The following is a 21,023-nucleotide window of genomic DNA, read 5'->3' on the forward strand; positions in this document are numbered from 1 at the left end:
TATACGAGAATAGCCGTGGCAACCGAACCTTCGCCGTTTCCCCGCCCGATCGGCACCCGACAACGATTTTCTGCGCTCCTTGCAGCGACTGCACTCGGAGTCTACGTGCTGTTGATCATCGGTGCAACGACGTCGCTTACGGATGCAGCATCGGCGTGTTCGACGTGGCCGACCTGTCATGCCCCGACTGATCCGCTGAGCCAAACCGAACTCGCGATCGCCTGGGGACACCGTCTCGCCGCCGTCGTTGTCGGCGTCCTCGTCGCTGCGACGGCCATCGCCGCCGTCCTCGGCGACGTCTCGAGTCGCGTCCGAGGAGTGCTCCTCGCCGGTGGCGCCCTCTACGTCGTGCAAGTCGGCGTCGGCGGCGTGACGGCCATCGCCGGCCCCGCCGCTATCGCCCCCGGCCTCCACCTCGCGCTCGGACTCGTGATCTTCACGCTCGTCGTCCTCGCGCTTGCGTGGGACCTCGAACTCGCCACTGGCAACGAAAACGACACGATCGACACACCTGCTCCCTTCGAGCCCGAGCCGGCCGGCGACGGAACGGCGGCCGCCGCTCGCTCGCTTCCGTCCGGCGGCCTCGCTCGAGCCCGGCTCACCGCGTTTGCGTACTTCAAGATGATGAAGCCACGGCTGATGTGGCTGCTCTGTCTCGTCGCCGCCGCAGGCATGGCACTCGCCGCCGGCCCCGAACTGACACGCTGGACGATCGTCGCCACGCTCGGCGGCGGCGTCCTCGCGATCGGTGCCTCGGGAACGTTCAATCACGTCCTCGAGCGCGATGTCGACCAGCGGATGTCCCGGACCGCAGATCGACCGCTGGCGACCGACCTGATCCCAGTTCGCAACGCACTGGCGTTCGGTGGCCTGTTAACCGCTGCCTCACTCGGTGTCTTCCTGACTATCAACCGTCTTGCGGCCGCGCTCGGCCTCGCTGCGATCGTCTTCTACAGCGTCGTCTACACGCTGTTGCTCAAACCGAACACGGTCCAAAACACGGTCATCGGTGGCCTTGCAGGCGCGCTGCCAGCACTCATCGGCTGGGCGGCCGTGACGAACGAGATCGGAATGCCCGCACTCGCGCTCGCGGGCGTCATCTTCCTCTGGACGCCGGCACACTTCTACAATCTCGCGCTGGCGTACAAAGACGACTACGCCCGTGGTGGCTTCCCGATGATGCCCGTTGTCCGCGGCGAGACGACCACCCTGTCTCTTATACACATCTCTGATGGCGCGAGGGANCTCAGAGATGTGTATAAGAGACAGGCTCTATGCCGCAACCGTTGCGATCTTCGGCGGGATCTTCCTCTGGGCGGCGATCGTGCTTCACTTCGAGCAGACCGAGGACGCGGCGTTCCGGTCGTTCCACGCCTCCAACGCCTTCCTCGGTGCCGTGTTGGTCGCGATCCTCGTCGATGCGCTTGTCCTCTCAGTCTCGGTGTTCTGATCACTCACCCCCATCGACGCCGAACCGCACGTCCTAACAGTGGTGCAGCCGTAGATCCAGCCGAATGCACCGCCGTTCGTTTCTCACACTGGCCGGTACGGGGGCGACGCTCTCGATCGCCGGCTGTACAGCCTTCTTCGAGGCATCGCTCCCCGAGCAACTCGAGGGCACAGATCCCGATGCCGACCAGCTTCCGGTCCCGACGATCGCCAGCGGGCCCGTTATGATCGACGTCTACGAGGACTTCGGCTGTCCCGCCTGTCACGATTTTCAGGCCGACGTTTTCCCCGACCTCGAGGCACAACTCCTCGAGACTGAGGAGGCGACCTACCGACATCGCGACTTCCCGATCCCGGCCGACGACCAGTCGATTGCGATGGCCAACGCCGCTCGAGCGGTGCAGGCCGAGACGATGACCGAGGACGAGCCTGCCGGCGAGTTCTTCGCGTACAAGCAGGCGGTACTCGCGGCCGACGACTGGAGCGAGGACGCACTCGCTGCGCTCGCCGCGAGTGAGACCGACGCCGACCGCGGCGCAGTCGCTGACGCGCTGGCAGACGGAACGTACTACCCGACGCTCGTCGCCGACTGGAACCGTGGCGACGAAGCCGGCGTCGAAGGGACGCCGACCGTCATCGTCGACGGCGAGCAGATCGAGGACGCCTTCGAAACCGACGAGATCGTCTCGAGCGTCGACGACGCGTAGCGCAACCGCCCGAACTGACGGCGGCCAACGGGACACGACCGCGACTTCGCGTGCGGTCGCGTCAGGAACCGACCCGCGCTCACCGATTGCTGGAGAGCAGTCGATTGACGTTTTCGTCGCTGCCGGCGATGATGAGGGTGTCGTCGTCCTGAATAACGAACGCTGCGCCGGGATTCGTCAGCAACTCGTCGTCCCGTTCGACTGCGACGACTGTACACCCAAGCTGTTCGCGGATCTCGAGTTCGTCGAGACGCTGTCCGGCGAAGTCGGATGCCGTCGTTCGGATGATCTCGAACTGTGTTTCCGGGGCCAGAATCTCTTCGTCCTCGAGCAACACCGACGAGAGCATTCGACCGGTCACCGTCGACAGAGCGAGGACGTATTCGGCACCCGCTCGGTAGAGTTTGCGAACGGTTTCCGTCTCGTTCGCTCGCACGAGGACCTCGACCTCCGGGGCGACCGTTTCGAGGACGAGCGTCGCGTAGATCGCCGTCGTGTCGTCATCGAGTGCGAGAACGACTGATCGGGCGTCCGTACAGTCAATCTCGGCGAGTGTTGTGTCGTCTGTGATGTCACCGACGACGTCGACACCGTCGGACGCCGCCTTATCGACGACCGTCTGTGGAATCGCTGCGTCAGTCAACACCTCGCTGACAGTGTGTCCCACCTCTCCGTAGCCACCGATGATCACGCGCTGTGACCGGGTTGCCGAGGGTGAGACCGTTCTCGAGGTCAGTTCGGTCAGCGCGTCGTACTGGCCAGCGACGAGCAAGATCGTGTTCTCGTCGATCACTGTCTCGGGGTCCGGAACGGGCACGAACTGCCCCTCGAGCCAGACACCGATGACGTTGATACCCATTCGGTCGTGGATGCCCGACTCGGCGATCGTCTGTCCCGCGATGTCACTGTCGTCTTCGACGAGCAACTCGGTGATCTCGAGGTCCTCGCCGAGTTCGATCGTCTCCCGGAGTTCTTCGGTGACGGACAGCGCCGCTTTCTGTGCGAGGCTGTGGCCGAGGACCTGCCGCGGCCGAACGACGGTATCCGCACCGGCATACCGGTGATAGGTCGCCACCGACTCGTCTTCGGCGACGCTGACGATGGTGATATCGTCTCGGAGTTCGCGCGCAGTGAGGATCACTTCGGGATTGGCCTCGTCGGAGACATCGATCACGATGGCACGAGCCTCGCCGATGTTCGCCGCCCGGAGCGTCTGTTCTTGCTCCGGGTTGCCAAGCATCGTCTCGATGCCATCGTCGGTGAGTTCTAGTACCGTCTCCGGGTCGTCCTCGATGAAGACGTACGGGACGTCCGCGGCCTCGAGTTCGTTTCTGAGGACGTCTTCGCGTTCGGTGTGCGAACAGATGATGACGTGATCGGTCAACTCGGTCGACTCCGCCGGCTGTCTCGCCAGCGCTTGCTGAAAGAGTGGGACGACGAACAGCGGCAAGGCGAGAAAGACGAGCAACACGCCAGTGAGGTTCATCCCGATCACGATGACAGTCATCACGTTGGTGGTCCACGTGTCAGCATCGCCGCCGAACCCGGCGGTTGTCAGGATCTCGATGACGGTCTGTGCCGACTGGAGCAGCGTCCGGTGTTCGCCCTCGAACGTCGCCATCGCCCACTGATAGACGAGGCTGTAGACGACCACGACGCTGAACACGACGGCGAGCGAGAGCCCGATCCGTCGCCACCACGCATTCATCGAGCCACGCTCACGTGTCGTCGCTTCGGACCGAGTCGATCCGCTCGCGGTGGTCGTCGCTCAACTCGAGGGAGACTGCACCGACGTTTTCGGCGAGCTGGTCGGTCGTTCGTGCGCCGACGATCGGAACGCACGTAAAGCGATCCTGATCGATTAGCCACCGCAAAGCGACCTGTGCCGGGGTCGCGTCGACCTCGTCGGCGACGGATTCAACGGCCTCGAGGACCGCCCAGGCCTGCTCGGTCGCGTAGTAGTCGTCGAACATGTCGTCGAGACTGCCACGCGAGCCGTCCGGCGCTTCGACGCTCCCGTCCTCGGTGCGGTTGTACTTGCCCGTCAACAGGCCGCCACCAAGCGGCGAGTACGGACAGACCGCGAGCCCCTGATCCGCACAGACGTCGAGGTAGTCGCCGACGGCGTCGTAGTGGGCCGCGTTGACCATCGGCTGGGTGACGTCGAAGCGCTCGAGGCCCGCGACGTCGCTGGTCCACAGCGCCTTCGTCAGTTGCCAGGCGGCCATCGTCGAGGCACCGAGGTAGTGGACTTTCCCCTCGCGGACGAGTTCGGTGAGCGTCCGGAGCGTCTCTTCGATCGGTGTGTCCTCATCCCAGCGGTGGATGTAGTAGAGATCGAGGTAGTCGGTGCCGAGTCGCTCGAGGGTGCCCTCGATCTGAGCGCGGATGTGTTTCCGACCCAGTCCGGCGTCGTTCGGGCCGGGCTCGCCTCGTCCATCGAAGGGGAAGTAGACTTTCGAGGCGATGACGACGTCCTCGCGGTGGTGGCCGCGGTCGGCGAGCCAGTCACCGATCCACTGCTCGCTCGTGCCGTTCGGGGTGCCGTAGACGTTCGCCGTATCGATGAAGTTGATACCGTGGTCCCAGGCCGCATCGAGCAGTTCGTAGGCCTCTTCACGGTCGGTTTCGACGACGCCACTGGTCTCGCGGCCGAACCGCCAGGTGCCAAAGCAGAGGTTCGAAACGGTCAGCCCCGTGTTGCCGAGCGTAGTGTACTCCATACGGATGAGTTCACGTGCGAGGGGCAAAACGGATAGGGAAGCGGCGAGGATATCACCGCTTACTGGACCGACGGCAGTACCGCCTCCTCGTAGAACTCGAGCGTCGGCTCCTGCTCGGGGCCGATCTGGTGGACGTAGACGTGATCGTAGCCGGCGTCGATGGCCTGTTCGATGCTGTCGATGTGAGCCTGCGGGTCCGGGTCGGTCGTGGTGCCAGCCTCGGCGATGTCCTCGCGGTCGACCAGCTGGGCTGCCTGCTCGAAGTGGGCCGGCGTCGGCAGCTCCTGTCCGAGTTCGCCCGGAATCGAGCCGTTGGGCCAGTACTCGAGGACGGTCTCGATCGCTTCGTCCTCGGTGTCGGCGTAACAGCCGTGAAGCTGGGTGTATCTCGGCCCGTCGCCGCCGGCGTCCTCGTAGGCCTCGACCGGCTCTTCTTTCGGGCCGGAACACCACAGCCCGTCGGCGTTCTCGGCCGCCCACCGAGCCGTCTGCGGCCCGAACGCGCTTGCGACCGTCGTCGGCTGCTCGTCGGGGCAGGTGTACAGTCGCGCGTTCTCGACCGTGTAGTGGTCGCCGTGGTGGCTGACCGTCTCGCCGGACCAGAGCTTGCGCATAACGCCCATCGCCTCGTCCAGCATCTCGAGGCGGACGTCGTGTTCGGGCCAGCGTTCGCCCGTGACGTGTTCGTTTAGGTTCTCGCCGGTGCCGACGCCGAACGTAAAGCGGTCGCCGAACAGTTCGTCGACGGTCGCGACGGCGTGAGCGACGTTTACGGGGTGGATACGGATCGTCGGGCAGGTGACGCCGACGCCAACGTCGATGTCGTCGGTCGCCGTTGCAATCGCGCCGAGTGTTGACCAGACGAACGGCGATTCTCCCTGCTGGGACACCCACGGGTGGAAGTGATCCGAAATCGAGAGGAAATCGAAGCCCGCGTCCTCGGCGCGCCGGGCGATGTCGACGAGTTCGTTCGGGCCGTGTTCTTCGCTCGAGAGCGTGTAGCCGATCCGGGTCATTTCGGGCGTGCTACGGCGAATTTCCGGGTAACGGTTGAGCCTGCGAGCGCAACATCCCGACACAGGAAAATACCCACAGTGACCGACGAAATCGAACCCCTTACCCGCCCTGCGTTGATACCGGCCCGTATGGAAGCCGAAGCCGTGGTCGAAGCGCGAGGCCTCGAGAAGTCCTACGGCGAGACGGTGGCGCTGTCGGGGGCGTCCCTTGCCGTCGAGGCCGGAGAGGTGTTCGCGTTGATCGGCCCGAACGGGGCGGGAAAGACGACGCTCGTTCGCGCACTGACGGGAACGACCGAGCCCGATTCGGGGCAGGCACGTATCATGGGCGAATCGCCGACGGCTGTCGACCGCGGCCGCCTCGGCGTGCTCCCGCAGGACTTTACGCCACCCGATCGACTCACCGCTCACGAACTGCTCGCCTACTATGCGGGGTTGTACGACGACGCGCGTGATCCGGACGACGTCCTCGCCGATGTCGGTCTCGCCGACACGGGCGAGACGTGGTACGAAGACCTCTCGGGCGGCCAACAGCGTCGGGTCTGTGTCGGTGCGACGCTGGTCAACGATCCCGACGTCCTCTTTCTGGACGAACCCACGACGGGGATCGATCCTGCCGGTCGCCGGACGGTGTGGCGACTGATCGAAGACCTCGCCGCGAGCGGAACAACGGTCATCCTCACCACCCACGACATGGCCGAGGCCCAACGGCTGGCCGACCGCGTTGGCTTGCTCGCCAGTGGCTCGGTCATCGCCCGCGGGACGCCCGACGCGCTCGTCAGCGACCACGGCGGCTCGAGCCGACTGACTATCGAGACGACCGCCGACCCGGCGGCGTTCGACGACCTCGAGCACCCGGTCAGTCGACCCGAACGTCACCGCGGCCGCAGCGCGGAAAGCGCCGTCGTCGTCCGCGATATCGACCCCGAAGCGATCGCGACCGTCGTCGACTATCTCGAGCGCCGATCGCTCGAGTACACCGGACTGACGTGGGCCGAACCCGACCTCGAGGACGTCTATCTCGCACTGGCCGATCGGGCGGAACTCGAGCGGACTGCTGCGGTCGACGACGTGGCCGACCAGTCAGATGCCGTCGAAGCGGGTGAGACGGCATGAGCCGTCTCGGTCGCATCCGTGCCGAAACCAGCGCTGGCTGGCGCTCGTTCGTTCGTCGCCGGACGGCGGTCTTTTTCACGTTCTTTTTCCCGGTGATCCTGATCGTTATTTTCGGTGCGCTCGTGCGGACGGACCCGGCGGACGGAGGGCTGTTCGCGGAGCCGGCAGCCTACTACGTCCCCGGCTATCTTGCCGTCGTCGTCCTCTTTACCCCACTGTCCCGGATGGGCAGCGAGGTCGCCCGTCACCGTGAGGGCAACCGCTTCGAAAAGCTCGCAACGACGCCGCTGACTCGCGGGGAGTGGCTGCTCGCGCAAACCGCCGTCAACGCCGTAATTATCGGTCTCGCGAGTCTGCTTATTCTCGGACTGGTTATCATCTTGACAGGGGCAGAGATCGTCTTCGCACCGATCCTGATCGCCTACGTCCTCATCGGCGTCGTCTGTTTCTGTGGGCTCGGCGCGATACTCGGGAGCTACACCGACTCCCAGGACGGGGCCATCGCCGCGAGCAACGCCATCGGCCTCCCGTTGCTCTTTCTCTCGGAGACGTTCATCTCGCTCGAGCAGCTCCCCGGGTGGTTCGAACCGTTCGTGAACCTCTCGCCGCTGACGTACTTCGCTCGCGGCGTTCGAGCGGCGACGTACGCCGAAGCCGGCGTCGCCGACGTGGCCGGAATCGATCCCGTACTGGCGAATCTTGGGATTCTCGTCGTCGTCGCAGCAGTCGTGTTTGCGATCGGTGCCCGGTCGATCCCCCGGACCGACTAATCGACGGCACGCGTCTCGAACGCGTTCGAATAGCGCTCGAGTGTATTTTCGGGACGATGAAGGCGGTTAGCGTGTGGCCGGCTCGTCTGCCTGCGCCCGTGGGAGTGTAAACGAGACCGTCGCTCCCTCGCCGGGTTCGGAGTCGATCCAGATGTTGCCATCGTGGCGTTCGATGATGCGCTCACAGAGGGCGAGACCGATGCCGCTTCCAGCACTTTCGTCGACAGGGTGCAACCGCTGGAAGATCTCGAAGACGCGGTCGGTGTCGTCGGGGTCGATTCCGATTCCGTTGTCACGGACCGAAATTACCCACTCGCTGCCAGCACGGTGGGCCGACACGTCGATCCGTGGCGGCTCATCCCCCGAGTACTCGATCGCGTTCGAGAGCAGGTTCTGGAAGACCTGTCGCAACTGGTTCCCGTCACCTTCGACACGAGGCAGCGATGCCGCGGTGATCTCGGCGTCGTGCTCATCGATCTGGACGCCGAGGTCCCGGCGGACATCCGCCAAAACGTCGTCCAGTTCGATCGGTTCGAACGGCTTACCCTGCGTCTCGATCCGTGAGAACTCGAGCAGCCCAGCGATCATGTCCCGCATCCGCTCGGCCCCGTCGACGGCAAACTCGAGAAACTCTTGCCCGTCCCCGTCGAGGTCGTCGCCGTATCGATCCTCGATGAGTTGGAGGTAACTCGAGACCATCCGCAGCGGCTCTTGGAGGTCGTGGGAGGCGGCGTAGGCGAACTGCTCTAAGCGTTCGTTCGACTCCTCGAGGCGGCGACGGTACTCTTTTCGTGTGGTGATGTCTTGGACCATGAGCATCCCGGCGAACACCTCGCCATCGTCGTTGCGAACCGGAAGCGTGTGCGTGAGGTGGTCACGACCCTCGTAAGTGAACTCGAAGGTGTGTTCCTCGCCCGCCAGTGCGGCTCGGAACTTCGGCTCGATGTCGTCGGCGACGTCGTCGGGATACTGATCGTAGATGCAGGTGCCGATCAGCTCCGACCGGGAGATGTCCAGTTCCTCGAGCATCTCGCCGCCGGCGAGCGTATACCGGAGGTCGTCATCGAAGAGGGCGACGGCCCCGTTCGGGAAGTGATCGACGAGGGTTCGGTAGCGCTGTCTGCTCTCCTCGAGTTTTCGCTGACGGGCTTTCCGTTCGGTGATGTCCCGCACGACGCCGATCCGTCGCCGTTCCTCCGACTCCTCGTCGACGTGGGTCGTAAGCGTCGCCTCCGTCTGGACCCGGTCGCCGGCCGCCGTCTTGAGAGCGCTCTCGATTTTCGTCTCGTCCGGTTCGGGAGCCAGATTCCGTGCGCGTTCGATCACGTCAGCGTCGGCGACGAGCGAGGCGTGTGCCCCGAGTAACGCCGTCCGCGAGTAGCCGGTCAACTCGGTGTACGCCCGGTTGACCATCGTGAACCGATCCTCGTCATCGACCGTGTAGATGCCGTCGTCGACCGCCTCGACGATCGTCTCGTATTTCGATAAGCGCCGCTCGCGCTCTTTCCGGTCGGTGATGTCGACATCGATGCCAACGATGCCAACGACCGCCCCATCGGCGTCTGAGACAGGCACCGCGCGAGCGTGAATCCATCGCGTCTCGCCGTCATCGGTACCGATCCGGAACTCCTCGTCGTACTCGCGTTCGGGCAGCGCCAGATACCGGGTTCGAACCCGCTCGCGGTCATCCGGGTGGACGACCTCGAGAAACGAGAGGGGGTCCTCATAGAGCGAGTCGCGACTGCGGCCGTAGACGTCCTCGTAGGAGGGGTTGATGTAAAACAGCTCAGTCGGATCGGCACCGGCCAACCAGATCGTCTCCTCGAGGTGTTCGGCGAGCGTTCGGAACTGCTGTTCGCTCTCGCGGAGGGCAGCCTCCATCTGTTTGCGGTCGGTGACGTCGCGCGTGACGCCGACCCGTCCCGTTTCGCCCTCCATCTCGAACAGGACGAACTTGTTCTGTACGCTTCGGGGGTCGCCGTTCGGGCCGATGACGGTCGTCTCGAACGCCACTGCGTCGTCCTCACCGGCGACGAGGTCGCGCCACTCGTCTTCGTCCGTGTCGACGAACCGATCGCCGAAGAAGACGGAGCCGTGAGCGCCGAGCAACGCAGCCCGCGTGTGCTCGCTCATCGAGACGAACGCGTCGTTGACGAAGACGAACCGCCCCTCGCTGTCCGTGATGTAGACGCCGTCGCGGACGGTTTCGACGAGGCGTTCGAACCGCTGTAACTGCTGTTCGTACGCTCGCCGGTCGCTCACGTCTCTGAAATACACCGACAGTCCCGTCTCCGATGGGTAGAGGTTCACCTCGAGCCACGCGTCGGCCGTCTCGGAGTACGCCTCGAACGAGGTCGACTCCTGTGTCGCCATCGCGTTCCGATACTCGGTCTCGAATCGGGTCCCGACGGCGCTCGGAAATGCCTCCCAGACGGTTTCACCGACGAGTTCTCGATCCGCGACGTTGAGCAGCGCTGCAGCGTGGTCGTTGACGTACGTGTAGGTCCAGTCCGTATCGATCGCGGTGAACGCGTCGGTGACCCGGTCGAGCATCGTCTCGAGTTCGCTCTCGAGGTGTTTTCGATCGGTGACATCCCTGACGACGCCGACTCGTTTTTCGGTGCCGTCGTCTCCGACGATGATGTCGAACCGACTTTCGACCGTCCGCGTCTCGTTCGGCCCGGCGATGATCGTCTCCTCGAACACCGGACTCTTCGGCCCACGGGCACCCACCCGTTGTTCGGTCTCGACGGTGCTGAACGTCTCGCCGAACACGTCCGATGCGTGCCTGCCATGAAGCTCCAGCCGGCTAAATCGGGTCAACTCGGCGAACGACTCGTTTACCAGTTCGAATCGTCGCTCGTCGTCGAGGACGTAGATTCCGTCGTGGGCCGTTTCGACAGCCGTCTCGTAGCGCTCGAGTCGTCGGTCCCGATGGAACTGTGTCGTCACGTCTTCGATGGCGAAGACGACGCCGTCGAGTGCGCCGTGATCGTCGAACAGTGGGGCGCCGTTGACCGAGATCCAGATGCGCTCGCCGTTCGGGCGCAAGACACCACTGATCTGATCGAACAGGGGTGTTTCGCTGTCGACGATCCGTGAAAACGGCAACTCGTCTGCCGTGAGTTGGTCGCCGTCAGGACTGATTTCGTCCCATTCGGGGTCGTCGAACCGGCAGTCGGTGATCTCCGCCTCGGTCCGGCCGAAGATGTCCTCGACCCGGTCGTTGGCGAACTGGATCTCGCCGTCGGTGTCGACGACCGTGATGCCAATCGGGCTCGTTTCGGCGATGGTGTCCGTCAGCGCCACCGCTTCGTGTTGGCGTCTGTTCGCTTGTCCGCGTTCGATCGCCGACGCGAGAACGTTCCCAACGGCTTCGACGAACGCAACGTCGCCCTCGTCGAAGTCGCGTCTGGTCGTCGCCTGCGTTTCGAGAACTCCCCACGGTGCAGCGGCGGTTCCGATGACGACGCAGAGTCCGCTGACGGCGTCGTGAGCACGAGGCAACTCCGTCTCGGAAAACCGGTCTTCGATTCGGTGATCGGTGACGACAGTCGACTCACCCGTCTCGAGTGTGTAGCCGGCCTGTGAATCGGCCGTCGCAGCGACCGTCGTCGAGTCGTCGGACGCGTCAGTCTCGTCCCATCCATACCCCTCCCGTAGCAGGAACACGCCCGCATCGGGTCTCGACTCGAGGACGGCACACGTCTCCGTGTCGACCGTCGTTGTGATCGTCTCCGCTGCCTCTCGAAACAGTTCCTCGAGATCGTCGAGTTCGAGTGCTCGAGTCCCAAGCGCAGCGACGGCCTGCTGCTGGCGAACGCACCGCTCGAGTGTTGCTTCGGGACGGGGGGACGACGAATCCATGTCGCTCGAGGTAAGCGCCAGTCGACCGTAAAGGCTCCCCTCGGACAGGCAACCGAACGCCAGTCGACGCAGTCGTGGCGGCCGTTGGCCGATCTCACATGCGGTCGGCGAAATCCCAGCCGTACACCACCGCGGGCGCAATCGTGATCGTCACCTCGTCGCGCTCCTCGCTGAGCAGGTTCCGTGCCAGCTCCGACGCCGTCCCGACGTGATAGCGCTCGAGCAGCGCCCGAAGCGCCTCCTTTTCGGGGTCTGGTTCGACCGTCGCGGTCCCTCGCCCTCTGACACCCGTGTACGGCGGCTCGTTCGTCGACACCTCGAAGGCGACCTCGGGTTCGGACTCGAGAAACGAGACGATGTCCGCCCCTGCCGACGTCGCACACTGTAGCTGCCAGTCGTCCTCGGCGGCCCCGTCCTCGAGTCGATACCACAGCGAACACATCCAGAGGTTGTCCTGTGGGGTCCGACAGGCGACTCTGATCGGGGCCGTCGTTTCCTCGAGCAAGTCGGTGATCGCTGACGGTGAGAGCGTGCCGCGAACGTGCATAGCTGTGCCAACGGACTCGAGGATCAAAATAGCGACCCGAAACGCGGTCAGAACAGCGGGGCGATCACGATCCCGAACTCGTAGCTGTAGATGTGATTGAGCATCAGGTACGTGACGACACCCAAGACGAGACTCAGAATCCACGAGCCGGCGGCGATGCGGCCGACCGTTGCGTGGGCGGTGTTTCGCAGTTCCGCCGGAGTGTGGGTCAGCCCGAGGATCAGCGCATAGAGGACGACCGGCACGGCGACGATCGAGAGGATAATGTGGATCGCCAGCATGATCAGATAGGCGTAATAGACCAGCTGTGGGCCGTCAAAGAGCTTATCGCCCCCGCCACCGACGCGGGTCAGGTAGACGACCAAGAACAGCAAGATCAGTACGAACGCCGTGATCATCGACAGACGGTGTTTTTCGACCTCGCCGGCACGAATCCAGTACCAGCCGGCGGCCAGAAAGACGGTCGTCGCCGCATTGATGACTGCGATGGCATGGGTGAGTAGGTTGACCTGTCCCTGCGTGAGATCCGGATAGATCGGAAGGTCGAGAAGGAACGTTCCAATGACCAGCGCATAGCCGACGATCGTCAGCGCGATCGTGGCAGCCAGTGGCTGTTCTCGAAGCCGTCGTCTCGCGGTGGCGGTTGCCATTATGCTGCGTTAGGACAGGTCCCGTATCTGTCTTGCTGTTCCCGGGACCAACACTCGAGGGCAGCCAACACGACACGACAGCCATCGTGACGCCGCCGCATCCCCCGCACCGATCAGTCGGACGTGTTCTCGAGCGTGATCGAGCCGTTCGGTTCGACGGTAACGTCGTAGCCACAGAACGGGAACGAGACTTGCCCGCCGGCTCGCGGCGTGCCGTCGGCCCGCGGGACAAAGAGGAGATCGAGTGCTTCCGGATCGACGGCAGCGTGTAGCGATTCGTACGTCGGTGGACGCAACTGTTTCGTCGGAATCCCTTCCGCCTCGGCGATCGCTTCGATAACTGCCTGACTCGGTTCGTTCCACTGTGTGTTGTCGGCGTGATCGCCGCCCCCCTCAGTCATATAGCAACTGTATCAAATCCGGTGAAATAAAACTGTCTTTCTTAGACGCATTTCTGACAGGAACGACGCTCTCGACGGTCGGTGCCGAAAATCAGTTCCGCGTATATTTGCGTAGAAACGCGGGTATCCGACCAATCGTAGCGACACATATATACTCGATAATCATTACATTCTCGAGATTATAATTGTCGGCTAGCTGATGTGGATCGCCGGTTTCCCCGGCCGGCTGTTGCCGGCCACGTCGTCACCGTCGGACGCCTGACGGACGACGACATCGACGTCGAACTCGTCGGTGAGCAGCCACGCGCTGCGCTCTGCGATCGCTAGCTCGTCTTCGGCCTCGAGTAGCTGCTCGAGTTCCGTCCGGCCGACGTGGTCGATCAGGTCGACGACGAACGTCGCGACGGCTTCGCGGTCCGCCTCGAGGTCGGCCTCGAGCAGTTGGTCGACGAGCGAGCCGGCAGCGACGTCGTCGAACGTCTCGTCGACGTGGTCGGTGAGCCGTTGTGCCACGTCGTATTTCCAGTCCTGAGCGACGACGAGTTCGATTCGTTCGGGTTCGTCGATCGCTGCAATGTCGACGATATCACGGACGTCCGCGAGCGTCGACTCGACGAACTGTCGCTCGAGTCGGTACTGACTGGCGCCGTGGTCGGGTGTCGGCCAGTCAGCTTCGACGACCAGCCCGTCGCCGCGGAGTTTGTTCCAGAGTTCCTCGCCGAGATGGGGGGCCATCGGCGCGATTAACGCCGCGAGTGTGAGCAGACCACGTCGATAGCTCGCCTCGTGTGGCCGGTCGTACGCTCGATATCGCCGGAGCAGGCGGGCCAGCTCCCGGATCTCCGTTGCGGCGCGATGGAACCGGAACCGGTCGTACTCGTCGGTTACGGCGGCAATCGTCCGGTCGATTTCGCGGGCGATGTACTCGTCGTAAGCCTGTGTTTCGACGCGCGTGTCGCGCTCCTCGACGAACGTCGATGCCATCTCGTAAAGCGTCTGCTGGAGGTCGTAGGCCCCGCGGACGTTGTTTGCGGTCCACTCGAAGTCCTGTTCGGGATGGGCTGCAGAGAGGACGAACAGCCGCGTCGTCTCCGCGCCGTACTCCTGTGGCGCGACGACGTTGCCTTTCGAACTGGACATCTTCTCGCCGTCGTACAGCACCGTGCCCTGACTTTTGAGCTCCGTGATGGGCTCGCGTCGGTCGAGCAGGCCCAGATCGGCCAGCGCTCGCGTGAAGAATCGCGTGTAGAGCAGGTGGAGGATCGCGTGTTCTTCGCCGCCGACGTAGACGTCGACCGGCAGCCACTCGTCGGCGCGGTCGGTGTCGAAGGGCGCGTCCTCGAGGTCGGGCGAGAGAAATCGCAGGTAGTACCACGAAGAATCGACGAACGTGTCCATCGTGTCCGTTTCGCGGCGGGCCGGGCCGCCACACTCCGGACAGTCGGTCTCGCGGAACGACTCGTGTTCCTCGAGTGGGTTCCCCGTGGTACGAACGAACTCGGGCAGTTCGACGGGCAGGTCCTCATCCGGCACGAGCACGTGACCACAGTCCTCACAGTGGACAACGGGAATCGGCGTCCCCCAGTAACGCTGGCGGGAGATCAGCCAGTCGCGCAGTCGGTAGGTGACGTCCGCCTCGACCGCGTCGTGGTCGGCGACGATCCGTTCTCGAGCCGTCTCGCTCGCCACGCCGTCGTACTCACCGCTTGCCTCGAGGACACCCTCGCCGGTGTAGGCGGCGTCCTCGAGGTCGATGGCGGCGTCGTCGGAGACGATCACGCCCTCGATCGGGAGGTCGTGTTCGCTCGCGAAGGCGTGATCGCGCTCGTTGTGGCCGGGAACGCCCATCACCGCGCCAGTACCGACGTCCTCTAAGACGTAGCCGGCGACGTAGACGGGCAGTTCCTGCCCGGTGAGCGGGTGAATCGCCGTCGCATCCGTCTCGAGGCCCGACAGGCCGACCTCGCTCGGATCGCGTTCACGGACGTCCTCGATGTAGTCAGCGACCTCGTCGTCGGTTTCGGCGAGCGCTCGAGCGAGGTCGTGGCCGGGCGAAACCGCGAGATACGTCGCGCCGTGGATCGTCTCCGGTCGGGTGCTGAAGACGTCGACGTCGCCGTGATCGCCGACCGCGAACGTGATCCGTGCCCCTTCCTGCCGACCGATCCAGTTGCGCTGAATCTCGCGGACGCCCTCGGGCCAGCCCTCGAGGTCCTCGAGGCCGTCGTGGAGTTCCTCGGCGTAGTCCGTGATCGTGAAAAACCACTGGTCGAGTTCGCGCCGGCCGACAGGTGTCTCACACCGCCAGCAGACGCGCTCGACCTCGCGGCTTTCGGCGTCGCCGCTCGCTGACGCCGATGATTCACTGTGTTCGACCTCGCGGTTCGCGGCGTCGCCGCTCGCAGACTCCGATGATTCACTGTGTTCGACCTCGCGTTCCTCGACCTGTGCGGCGGCGAGGACCGTCTCGCAGTCGGGACACCAGTTGACCGCCGCCGAGTCGTACTCGACGAGGCCCGCCTCGTAGAAGCGCTTGAACAGCCACTGGTTCCACCGGTAGTAGTTCGGCTCGCAGGTGGTGATCTCGCGAGACCAGTCGTAGCCAAAGCCCATGGTCTCGAGTTCTTCGCGCATCCGGCGGATACACGCCTCCGTCCACGATTGGGGGTCGGTCTTGCGCTCGAACGCGGCGTTTTCGGCGGGCAGCCCGAACGCGTCCCATCCCATCGGGTGGAGCACATCGTCGCCTTGCATCCGTCGATAGCGTGCGTAGGCGTCGGTAATCGCGTAGTTTCGAACGTGGCCCATATGGAGCGTGCCGGATGTGTACGGGAACATCCCGAGAACGTAGGTCGGGTCCGTCGCATCCTCTGATAGCGTGTAGACGTCGTCGCGCTCCCAGACGTACTGCCAGAACTCCTGGACTTGCGCGTGATCATAATGGTTCGTCATAGTAGCGAGCAGCCTTGGGGAGTACTGGGTGTGCCGGCTATTTCATTGTTCGGCTCATTGTCGGCCCCTCGAAGCAGTCTTTCCGTAAATCGCCTCGAGCATCGCCGAGGTCACCACCGGACACGGGGCTGTTGGCTACGCGTAACAAAACCTCTCGAGCCGGTTCGGTCGGACACTGAATGGCGCGCCCCTCCCTCGAACCGGAGCCGACAGCGTCGACCGTGCTCGTGACCATCGTCGTCGTCTTGCTTACCTTCGCGGTTCTCGGAGCCGTCTTGCTCCCCGCCGTGGGCAGTGACCGACCGAACTCGGCCGACGACAGCGAGCGTGGCCTTCCAGCCGGTGACTCGAGCGACGATCCAGCGTCGACCGCCGAGAATCCCACCGACGAATCTGACTCGGATGCGAACACGGGCGACGAGACGTCACTCGAGATCGACGACGACCCGAGTGACAATGAGGGCGAACCGAACGGCGGGGTTGTCGACGGCGGCGACTCGGACCCTCCGTTCGACGGCGAGCCCTCGAGTGGCCCGGAAGATGGTCCAGTCGATGACTTTGAGTCGTTTCCCGAGGCGTTCGACGGGACGGACGACGTGAACGCCGGCGACGATGACGACGGCCCACCGGGCACCGCTGGACCGCCCGAAGATGCCGGTCCACCGGAGGGAACCGGTGCGCCCGACGACGTCGGCCCACCGTGATCGATTCGGCGACTCCTGTCGTCGCTACGCCGTCACGGCCGTTCGAGACCGGGACTCGAGCGAGCGACAGTCGACAGCGATTGCGGGCAAAAACCGGAACGCGCCCGTGCCCGTCGGCCGGTCACTTCGTCCCGGCCGCCGTGCCGGTTCTGACGGCCGTCCCCGCTGCGTACGCGATGTACGCGGCGAGCACTGCCATAATGAGCCCGCCTGCCACGTTGTTCCAGACGAGGGCCTGAGACGCGACAGCGAGCCCCTCCGTCGCGACCTGTCCCGCGAACGCGAACGGGGCGACGAGGGTCCACAGGGCAAGCAACGCGACGAGCGACATCACGCCGGTGCTGGTCCTGTAGCCGTTGGTGATCCGGTAGTAGTTGTACCCCGCGAGCAGGAAGATCGCACCTCCGATCAGCACGTTGTTCCACGTCATGGACGTGGCGGCAGTGTAGAACGCCGGTGTGATGGCGATCCACAGGCCGATCAGGGACACGATCCCGCTGAGCCATTTTTGGCCCTCGGGTTCTCCCTGTGCTCGAGTGCGTGGCTCTCCAGTCGGGTCGTTGGTTGTCGATTCGCTCATGATACTCCCCAGTCGAGCGATGGTCGAGTCGGGGCAAAAAGTGCCGTGACTGTTCACGCCTGCTCGAGGCCGGCCGGTCGAAACCGCCAGCCCGCTCCACGGATATCTTCGACGACCGTGCGTGCCCAAGACCCTGTTTCGCGTCGGCAATCAGGGACTGGCCGCCCCGCCACGGCGTGGGTAGTCGCGGATTACTGCACTAAATGCTCATCGGGCTGTGACCTTGCCGTCCCCTCCCCGCTCGAGGCCGGGTCCACGGTGGCGACCGACTCGCCGGCGTCGGCCGCGCTGTCAATCCACTGGGTCGGTTTCTCGAGGACGTAGTCCCCGAGCACGAGCAGATCGAGACCCATGCCGTAGAAGTCCTTGACCGCTTCTGTCGGCGTGTTGACGATCGGCTCGCCGTGGTCGTTGAACGAGGTGTTCAACAACACCGGGACGCCCGTGATGTTCTCGAACGCCGAGAGCAAGCGGTAGTACCGCGGGTGCTGGTCCTCGCGGACGGTCTGTGGGCGCGTCGAGCCGTCCGCCGGATGGACGACGGCCTCGAGGTCGTCTCGCTTCTCCGGGCGAACGTCGAACGCGTCGATCATAAATGGCGCGGGCTGGCCGTCGACGAGGTACTCCTCGGCGGCCTCCTCGAGCATCGACGGGGCGAAGGGCCGCCACTCCTCGCGGTGTTTGACGAACCGGTTGACCCGGTCGCGTGAGGCGGCGGTTCGCGGATCGGCGAGGATGCTTCGGCCCCCGAGCGCTCGTGGCCCCAGTTCCATCCGGCCCTGAAACCAGCCGACCAGCGCGCCGTTTGCGATGCGCTCGGCGACGTACTGCTCTACATCGTCGGGCTCGGCGTACGCGATTTTGTTCGTCTGTAGCCGCGATTCGATCTGCTCGCGGTCGTACTCGGGGCCGAAGTAGACCGTCGACAACGGCTCGACCGACGCGGGGTCCTGTCCGATCCAGCCCGCACCGAGTGCGAGTCCAGCATCGTGGGCGACGGGCTGGACGAACGTCTCTTCGACGACGGTCTCCTCGCGAACCCGCTTGTTGAGCTTACAGTTGAGCGCGACGCCGCCCGCGAGCGCGACGTTCCCGCTTTCGACGACCCCCGAATACGCCTGCACGATATCGAGGACGATCTCCTCGGTGAGTTTCTGTGCCGTATACGCCAGGTCTTTCTCCCACTGGTCGAAGTCCTCCGGCGACGCCTTTCGCGGGCGATCGAAGACCTCCTCGAGTAACTCGACGCCGTGGCCGGTACCCCAGCGTTTGGTCACCTCGGTCACGTCGTAGTCTGCGCCGACGTCGATCAAGTCGCGTAGCGTCCGCTCGATTTCCGGGTTCTCCTCGCCATAGGGGGCGAGTCCCATCACTTTCCCTTCGCCGTTGAACATCCGATAGCCGAGATACTCCGTAATAACCGCAAAGAAGAGGCCGAGACTGTTCGGATGGTCGTACGTGTGCACGCGCGTCAGCCCGGATTCGTCGCCGCGCCAGACGACCGTCGAGTCGTACTCGCCTTTCGCGTCGATCGTGACGACGAGCGCCTCGTCGAACCCTGAGGGATGGAACGCGCTGGCGGCGTGACAGCGGTGGTGGGAACGCAACTCGATCGGCGGCACCGGCGTGTCGATCTCGGCGAGCCGGCGCTCGATCTGTTTCGTCGGAGCCAGTCGACTCTGGGCTTCAGTGACGATCGTGTTCTCGAGTGCGGAGAGCTTTCGCGTCAGGCCGGGGGCGCGGAGGGCGTCAGTGAGGTAGTGTGAGCGAATCCGGGAGCGGAGGCTGGGGTCGTACGGCAGCAGGATTGTCTCGAGATCGTCGAACTCGAGGTCGCGGTACTCGAGACAGGCTTCGATCGCGTTCGTCGGGAACGTCTCGGTGGCGTGTTTCTCCCGGGTCAACCGTTCCTCTTCGATGCCAAAGACTGGCGTTCCATCGTCGAACAGGACAGCACTGGGGTCGTGCTGTCCGTACAGTCCGATTGCCGGTTTGAACGCGAGTCGATAGTCACTCATCTTCTTTAGCTGTCTCGTCTCGCCGACTGATACTATACTCCCCTTAAACCACACTCTCGAGTGGGGTTTGGATGCCGATTGCGCGTCGATCGTAGCCGCTCAGTGGCGGCTCATCCCGGACGATCCGGGATGGTCGACACACAGGAGCGGAGTGGACCGAACGCGGTGATCGGTTCGTCGACAGTGTCATCACCGAACGTGGTCGATATCGGGCGGTGTGGCCTGTCTCTTGGGATCGTTCATCTGAGCTAAACGGTTTTAGCAGCCGTATAGTGATCTGTGCCGTTGAGAAACAGTCTGACAATGAACCGAACCGTGCGTCACAACTGTCCGAGTCGTCCATCTCACAGACGAGTATCAGCGTTCTAATCCAGATCGAGTATGCGTCGTAACGTCCGACAACAGCGTTCAGAGACACGATCGATTCAGACGAGTATCCAGATACTGCTCACTCTCAGCGGCGTGGTGTTGTTAGCCGCGGGATTAGTCCTCGCTGCGAGTGGTGGCTCCGTCGGCGGCGCGCTCGGCTCGGTCACCGACGAGTGGGGAGACTCCCAGTCGGACGACGGGACCGAGACCGTTGACTCGGAGACGGACACTGACGTCGACGATGCAAACGGTGCTGACGAGGAGGCCGACGAAGCCGACAGTAGCGACGGCACATCGGACGAACAAGACGGAGGTGATGGCGACGACACGGACGACAGCGACGACGAGACCGACGAATCCGATGCTGACAGCGACGACACGGACGACAGCGACGACGAGACCGACGAGTCCAGTGCNGATGGCGACGACACGGACGACAGCGACGACGAGACCGACGAATCCGATGCTGACAGCGACGACACGGACGACAGCGACGACGAGACCGACGAGTCCAGTGCTGGCAGCGACGACACGGACGACGCCGACGACACACACACACTGACAACGATCGTCGAAGACGACGACGGTGACCTGATCGAAGACGCCGCCCTCGAAATAGACGGCTCCGGATTCAACGGGGACGCGACAACCGACGACGACGGCGAAGCCGAGTTCGACGACCTCGAGGACGGCGACTACACCGTGGCCGCCGCCGCAGACGGCTACGAGACGGCCGAGACGGACGTCGAGATCGATGGCGACGACGAGACGATCACCCTGACGCTCGACGCAGCCGACGATGACGACGAGATGAACACGCTGACGGTGGTTGTCGAGGATGACGACGGCGACCCGATCGAAGACGCCACCGTCGAAGTCGAGGAGGACGTTCGGTTCTTCCCGGACACAGTGGATGATGCGGAGACCGACGAGGACGGCGAAGCGGAGTTCGATCTCGAGGACGACGACTACACGGTGATCGCCACCGCAGACGGCTACGACGAGGCTGAAACAGATATCGAGATCGACGGCGACGACGAGACGATCACCCTGACCCTCGAGGAGGACGACTAACCCGGCCAGTCCCGGCCACGCTCGCCGACGGATGCGCTGGCAGAGATCATATACCGGGATACGAAGCGAGAACTATTTTG

15 protein-coding genes and 1 pseudogene are annotated in these 21,023 nt (G+C 64.0%); 6 read left to right on the forward strand and 10 right to left on the reverse strand.

Translation table 11 applies throughout. The annotated features are described in order from the left end of the window. Window positions 1-15: 15 nt before the first annotated feature. A pseudogene (locus C495_RS11335) lies at window positions 16-1,450 on the forward strand (heme o synthase). A 223-nt stretch (window positions 1,451-1,673) separates the two neighbouring features. Beyond that, complete coding sequence (locus tag C495_RS11340; RefSeq protein WP_008163011.1) at window positions 1,674-2,156, forward strand: DsbA family protein; 483 nt, start codon at window positions 1,674-1,676, stop codon at window positions 2,154-2,156. 79 nt (window positions 2,157-2,235) lie between these two features. On the opposite strand, the gene C495_RS11345 is transcribed toward C495_RS11340, so the two are convergent. Genes C495_RS11345 through C495_RS11355 form a run of 3 tightly spaced genes read right to left on the reverse strand, consistent with a single transcriptional unit; the run spans window position 2,236 to window position 5,895 of the window. Next, window positions 2,236-3,864, reverse strand: a complete 1,629-nt coding sequence (locus C495_RS11345) for a potassium channel family protein (protein ID WP_008163013.1) — start codon at window positions 3,862-3,864, stop codon at window positions 2,236-2,238. A gap of 10 nt (window positions 3,865-3,874) precedes the next feature. After that, window positions 3,875-4,879, reverse strand: coding sequence for an aldo/keto reductase (locus C495_RS11350; protein ID WP_008163015.1), 1,005 nt, complete (start codon window positions 4,877-4,879; stop codon window positions 3,875-3,877). A 59-nt stretch (window positions 4,880-4,938) separates the two neighbouring features. Next, complete coding sequence (locus C495_RS11355; RefSeq protein WP_008163016.1) at window positions 4,939-5,895, reverse strand: TIGR03557 family F420-dependent LLM class oxidoreductase; 957 nt, start codon at window positions 5,893-5,895, stop codon at window positions 4,939-4,941. Between the two features lie 129 nt (window positions 5,896-6,024). Here C495_RS11355 and C495_RS11360 point away from each other — a divergent pair, with 129 nt between their 5' ends. Then, window positions 6,025-7,011: an ABC transporter ATP-binding protein gene (locus tag C495_RS11360; protein ID WP_008163018.1), complete on the forward strand. Its 987-nt coding sequence runs from the start codon at window positions 6,025-6,027 to the stop codon at window positions 7,009-7,011. Further along, complete coding sequence (locus tag C495_RS11365; protein ID WP_008163020.1) at window positions 7,008-7,781, forward strand: ABC transporter permease; 774 nt, start codon at window positions 7,008-7,010, stop codon at window positions 7,779-7,781. Before C495_RS11360 ends, C495_RS11365 begins: the two co-directional genes overlap by 4 nt. 66 nt (window positions 7,782-7,847) lie before the next feature. Here the strand turns inward: C495_RS11365 and C495_RS11370 are convergent, their stop codons facing one another. The 5 genes from C495_RS11370 to leuS all read right to left on the reverse strand — a co-directional run bounded on the left by C495_RS11370 (window position 7,848) and on the right by leuS (window position 16,198). Further along, window positions 7,848-11,648 (reverse strand): PAS domain S-box protein, encoded by a 3,801-nt coding sequence (locus C495_RS11370; protein ID WP_008163022.1) that lies wholly within the window; start codon window positions 11,646-11,648, stop codon window positions 7,848-7,850. A 94-nt stretch (window positions 11,649-11,742) separates the two neighbouring features. Further along, window positions 11,743-12,195, reverse strand: coding sequence for a hypothetical protein (locus C495_RS11375; RefSeq protein WP_008163024.1), 453 nt, complete (start codon window positions 12,193-12,195; stop codon window positions 11,743-11,745). 47 nt (window positions 12,196-12,242) lie between these two features. Further along, window positions 12,243-12,845 (reverse strand): DUF420 domain-containing protein, encoded by a 603-nt coding sequence (locus C495_RS11380; protein WP_008163026.1) that lies wholly within the window; start codon window positions 12,843-12,845, stop codon window positions 12,243-12,245. A 113-nt stretch (window positions 12,846-12,958) separates the two neighbouring features. After that, window positions 12,959-13,246: a HalOD1 output domain-containing protein gene (locus C495_RS11385; protein WP_008163027.1), complete on the reverse strand. Its 288-nt coding sequence runs from the start codon at window positions 13,244-13,246 to the stop codon at window positions 12,959-12,961. A 192-nt stretch (window positions 13,247-13,438) separates the two neighbouring features. After that, the gene (gene leuS / locus C495_RS11390) at window positions 13,439-16,198 is read right to left on the reverse strand and encodes a leucine--tRNA ligase (protein WP_008163028.1); all 2,760 of its coding nucleotides are present in this window, start codon (window positions 16,196-16,198) and stop codon (window positions 13,439-13,441) included. A gap of 179 nt (window positions 16,199-16,377) precedes the next feature. On the opposite strand from leuS, the gene C495_RS11395 reads away from it, so the two are divergent. After that, complete coding sequence (locus tag C495_RS11395) at window positions 16,378-16,902, forward strand: hypothetical protein (RefSeq protein ID WP_008163030.1); 525 nt, start codon at window positions 16,378-16,380, stop codon at window positions 16,900-16,902. Window positions 16,903-17,023: 121 nt separating this feature from the next. Here C495_RS11395 and C495_RS11400 read toward each other — a convergent pair whose 3' ends face one another. Then, the gene (locus tag C495_RS11400) at window positions 17,024-17,482 is read right to left on the reverse strand and encodes an SPW repeat domain-containing protein (RefSeq protein ID WP_008163032.1); all 459 of its coding nucleotides are present in this window, start codon (window positions 17,480-17,482) and stop codon (window positions 17,024-17,026) included. A 191-nt stretch (window positions 17,483-17,673) separates the two neighbouring features. After that, a complete protein-coding gene (locus tag C495_RS11405) occupies window positions 17,674-19,500 on the reverse strand; it encodes a carbamoyltransferase family protein (RefSeq protein WP_008163035.1) in 1,827 nt (608 codons plus the stop codon). 381 nt (window positions 19,501-19,881) lie between these two features. Between C495_RS11405 and C495_RS11410 the strand changes: the two genes are divergently transcribed. After that, entirely contained in the window at window positions 19,882-20,943 is a 1,062-nt protein-coding gene (locus tag C495_RS11410; RefSeq protein WP_008163037.1) for a carboxypeptidase-like regulatory domain-containing protein, read from the forward strand. The last annotated feature ends 80 nt before the right edge of the window (window positions 20,944-21,023 follow it).

This window comes from Natronorubrum sulfidifaciens JCM 14089 (assembly GCF_000337735.1).
Taxonomy (GTDB): domain Archaea; phylum Halobacteriota; class Halobacteria; order Halobacteriales; family Natrialbaceae; genus Natronorubrum; species Natronorubrum sulfidifaciens.